The following is a 3,952-nucleotide window of genomic DNA, read 5'->3' on the forward strand; positions in this document are numbered from 1 at the left end:
TCTAGTTCTGACCATCTTTCCTCATAGTCCAGTAATTTAACCGTTGGGAATTTGAGGCTGACTTCACAACCAGCGATAGTATAATTATAGGAATCTGGTCGCCAATTTATTCGTTCATCTCCTAAAATTGCCAGACTGATAACTGGTTTCTGATACAAATCAAAGGCCCGATAGTTATAAATATACATCCTCTGAGGGAAATTTTCTTCGTATTGGCTTTGAATTTCAATATGAATCAAAATCCAGACTTCTTCACCCCTGAGTAACCAGACTTTATAGAGTTTGTCAGCGAAACGTTTTTTTGTCTTAGCTGAAGCGGTAATCCGTTTGAGTTCTTTTTCTAGGGATTCGGGAATTTTTGTCCAATCAATTAATTGGTGAACTTCAGGAAAAAAGAAGCATGAAAACGCTTCAAAATACTCGCTTAATGCTTCTTTCCAGGGTTCATCATAATTGGCGGTTTCTGATGTCATGTTTATATGGATTCGGTAAAATTTCAGGATTTATCTGGCTGATAAGTTGCTTGAAAATAGGAAGCGCTAAGGGAATTTTTTTATAAAGATTTCGCTGGCATTCTTCTAATACTTGTTCTGAAATAAGTATTTTAAATAAGCCAATTTCAGCCATTGTCAGCACTGCTCGACTTGCACCTGTTTTAGAAGCTGCACCGGCAATTAAGATACTGGAATCAGCAAAAATCCTCTTCATCTTAATGTTTTTCTTGGTATATTTTTTGCCTTTCTTCGTCTAATCCTTGTAATAAATCATTTAGTGTAACATTGGCTTCTTCTCGAATTGTTGTAATTTGGTCAGACAGTTGAGGGACTTTGGGTTGTTGTAAAGTCAACAAAATAATACCCTCAATTTCTATTAAATTTAATAAATCTCCTTCGCAAATATTGAGTTTATCTTGGATAGCTTGAGGAACATTAATTGTTCCATTTTTTTCTAAGCGAATAGCAAAAGACTTCATGATTGATAAGTAGGTAGGCGTTAAAAATTATCAGATACCCCTCTTAATAAGGGGGGACTAAGGGGGGATCGGCACCCCCCTTATCAAGGGGGGCAGGGGGGATCGAACCTTAAATCGATTTTTAATTTAATTATAACCAGCTACTTATTTATTGACGTGATTTATTTAGAATAATAGCATTTTTTGATAGTGCGGTCTGCTCCTCAGAAAATCCAGAAAACGGGTTTCTCAAAGAAACCCGTTTTCTAAGGGGTTAGGTTTCGGGGATCGCAGGCTGTTCAGTTCTGCGAGGATGGCTGAACTGCCGTTGATCGCAGCGGCAGCCACCGGGTTGAGTCCCCAAAATGCCCCGACTGCCACCACTAACAGGTTGGGCAGAGTAGCGATCGCCAAACTCTCATAGGCAGTGGCAAGGGTATGTTGCGCCAGGGCAAAGGTGTAGCCAAGGGGCTGGAGATCGTGGCTGTGCAAGATGACATCTGCGGCCGCTTCAAAATCCCCTCTTCCTAGAGAAATGACCACCTGATCCTCCCAGGCAGCCAAGCAATCACTACCACTGTCGGTTATCCAAGCCACCCGCTTACCTTGCCGGCGCAACTGTTCTTGGAGGCACTCAACAGCAGCCGCATCGGTGGCGAAGTGGATGCACTGATAAGGGATGCCCCAACTCACCAGCAGCTCCGGGGTAATCAAGTCCTGGAAACTTTCGCGAGTAAAGGCCAGAGTATCCACCTGAGCCAGCTTTTCCAGTACCCTGGCATTACGGATGTAAACGCCTTGTCGCGCTGCCGCCGTCAGGGTCGAAACCACTGCCAAGGGAGTAACGCCCCGCAGGGAAACCCCGATGTCGAGGGGTAACAGCGCACTCGCACGCCCCAAGTCTCCCGTCAGGATTGCCCAAGTGCCACTCAGGAACAAAGTGGGTAGGATCGCTCCTTGGGCGACGGGTTTGAGGTTCTGGAGTAGTTCGGTTTTTTCGACGGAATCTAGCCACCCTTCTCGAGCTGCCTCGGGAACGGGAGCGAACCGCTGCCGGTCAGAGAGCCAGTGGATTTCTGCATCTTCTTGCTCGAACAGCAGGTATAGCTCGTCTTCTAGCTGTTGGAGCTTGCTCTGGCGCAGGCTCTCTCCCACTGCTGCCAGATTGAGGGCGAGTGCGCCAGCGATGTTGTTGCCTTGAAGCAGTTGGTAGCTCAACCAGAGAGCATCGAGGCAGTCTATTGTCACTTGTCCCTGCTGGGTGAGGGCTTCGCCAACCCTCTGCCAGAGAGGAATTGAAGCCGCAAGGACAATTCCCCCCACAATCGAGAAGGGCAGTTCTAGGGGAGCAGCAGCGATCGCCACAGCCAAGGTTAAGGCCGGCATCCCTAAAGTTGGCCAAGTCCCCTGATTCCTAGCCCCGACTTTCTCGCTTGGATCTGGCTCTCTGATGCGGCTCTCGCTGATGGCAGTGGTTCTAAGCAGCGATCGCTGCAAGCGTCTGGCAAATTCGTCATCCCAATTGAGGCGGGGAATGCGAATTCGCAGCCGTCCCGGAATTTGATGGGCGACTTGCCAATCTACCCACTCAGGGGGTGCTGGGGAATTTTCTGCCGCTTGAACTGGTGCGGGAGTCAGAGTTGTTGTCGTCATGGTGAGGTGATTTCGAGAGGGGCTACCGACTGGCAGCGGGACGAACAAGACATTCAAAAGCAGGCTGACAGCAGCGACGTAGATGATACCAGTTTTCGACTTCCATAACCATTGTTGTAGAGTCGAGGTTAACCCCGGCAGCGGCAGAAGGGTAATACGGGGAAAAAGTCGCCCTCAAGGTAGGGTTGATTCATGAATCAACCCTACCTTGAATCAACCCTACCTTGAATCAATACTAGGGGGCAGGGGGTATCAAAGACAAAATCTATCTTCTATTTAATCAGAACCACTTAATTATCGGAACTAAAAAGGCTTATATATATTTCGACACGGATTCCAATTATACTAAAAAGTATAGGTCAAATCGAGGGATTTTGTCAACTCTTTTTTGCCATTAATCTATTTGTGTTATCCAATGGAGGGGGTTATAAGGAATGAAACCCCGATAGAGACAGACATTACTGCGATTTTTGTCAATTGTTTTCGCTCTAGAACGAGCTAATCAATTGAGTCTCTTGCCCTATAAGGATTTAGTCGATTTATGCCACCCGATCGAATCATACCAAGTAACGAAGAACCTTCTTTTTCCTCTTCTTGAATCGCCGATTTCGGGACAATGACGACGTTAACCGGTTCTTCTACTTCGTTGAATAGTTCTAAAACATATCCTTCCTCACCCCCCTTCGGATGGGCAACTATATCGACAAGAATCGCCGAATCACCCTGCTTAAGATTGTATTCGGGAACGTCGCGGGCTAGGGTCACTTCTTCGTATAGTTGCGCCATGGTTTATTTTTCCTTTCGAGGTTTGAGGGTGATAAATTGAAATTGATGATCTAGATTTCGTTTTAGCCAAATCGTGACAACGAATAGGCGAACTTGATTACTGCTGATTAATTCCCCCTCGACTCGATCGAAGGTTCCCTATTCGATTCACCGATCAAGTGTATTAATTGATATTGTTTCAAGGTTTTTTTGGGGTTGTAATTGCATAATTTTTTTTTAAATAGTCTAGACTAAAAAGGCTTATATATATTTCGGCACGGATTCCCATTATAATAAAAAGTATAGGTCAAATCGAGGGATTTTGTCAAGTCTTTTTTAGCATTAATCTATATAATTGTCGGGTTGCTCACCGGTCATTGTCCTGAAAAAAATTATGCCCTGGTTTGTCAAACAGTCCTAAGTAGGTGGGTGGAATTAAATCCCACATTCCGCACCCTAGTCGTTGAAATCAAAAGTTGCTCTAGCCCTTGTATAGTAAGACTTTTAGCGATTACTAAGAATTATGAAGTGTCACACTCTAGTTAGCGATCGCCAGCTTAATGAGAGTTTATCTCAATAATT

At 45.1% G+C, this 3,952-nt stretch carries 5 protein-coding genes and 1 pseudogene; all 6 read right to left on the reverse strand.

Annotated elements, in window-relative coordinates; all coding sequences use genetic code 11:
* A partial coding sequence (locus tag O9290_RS11690; RefSeq protein ID WP_288087079.1) for an RpnC/YadD family protein occupies positions 1-473 on the reverse strand: 473 nt, incomplete at its 3' end.
* Positions 448-708, reverse strand: a complete 261-nt coding sequence (locus O9290_RS11695) for a PIN domain-containing protein (RefSeq protein WP_004159736.1) — start codon at positions 706-708, stop codon at positions 448-450. The genes O9290_RS11690 and O9290_RS11695, both read right to left, overlap by 26 nt.
* Position 709: 1 nt before the next feature.
* Positions 710-973, reverse strand: coding sequence for an AbrB/MazE/SpoVT family DNA-binding domain-containing protein (locus O9290_RS11700; RefSeq protein WP_002764252.1), 264 nt, complete (start codon positions 971-973; stop codon positions 710-712).
* Positions 974-1,201: 228 nt separating this feature from the next.
* Complete coding sequence (locus tag O9290_RS11705; RefSeq protein ID WP_288056025.1) at positions 1,202-2,605, reverse strand: ATPase; 1,404 nt, start codon at positions 2,603-2,605, stop codon at positions 1,202-1,204.
* A 498-nt stretch (positions 2,606-3,103) separates the two neighbouring features.
* Positions 3,104-3,391, reverse strand: a complete 288-nt coding sequence (locus tag O9290_RS11710) for a hypothetical protein (RefSeq protein WP_002758672.1) — start codon at positions 3,389-3,391, stop codon at positions 3,104-3,106.
* A gap of 3 nt (positions 3,392-3,394) precedes the next feature.
* A pseudogene (locus tag O9290_RS28500) lies at positions 3,395-3,529 on the reverse strand (DUF6883 domain-containing protein); the annotation flags it as partial.
* Positions 3,530-3,952: the final 423 nt, after the last annotated feature.

It is taken from the genome of Microcystis sp. LE19-41.2A (genome assembly GCF_027530405.1).
Lineage (GTDB): Bacteria > Cyanobacteriota > Cyanobacteriia > Cyanobacteriales > Microcystaceae > Microcystis > Microcystis aeruginosa.

Excerpts from the sequence above, each read along its gene's own strand:
- O9290_RS11695 (WP_004159736.1), bottom strand. The coding sequence starts at position 708 with ATGAAGAGGATTTTTGCTGATTCCAGTATCTTAATTGCCGGTGCAGCT.
- O9290_RS11700 (WP_002764252.1), bottom strand. The coding sequence starts at position 973 with ATGAAGTCTTTTGCTATTCGCTTAGAAAAAAATGGAACAATTAATGTT.
- O9290_RS11705 (WP_288056025.1), bottom strand. The coding sequence starts at position 2,605 with ATGACGACAACAACTCTGACTCCCGCACCAGTTCAAGCGGCAGAAAAT.
- O9290_RS11710 (WP_002758672.1), bottom strand. The coding sequence starts at position 3,391 with ATGGCGCAACTATACGAAGAAGTGACCCTAGCCCGCGACGTTCCCGAA.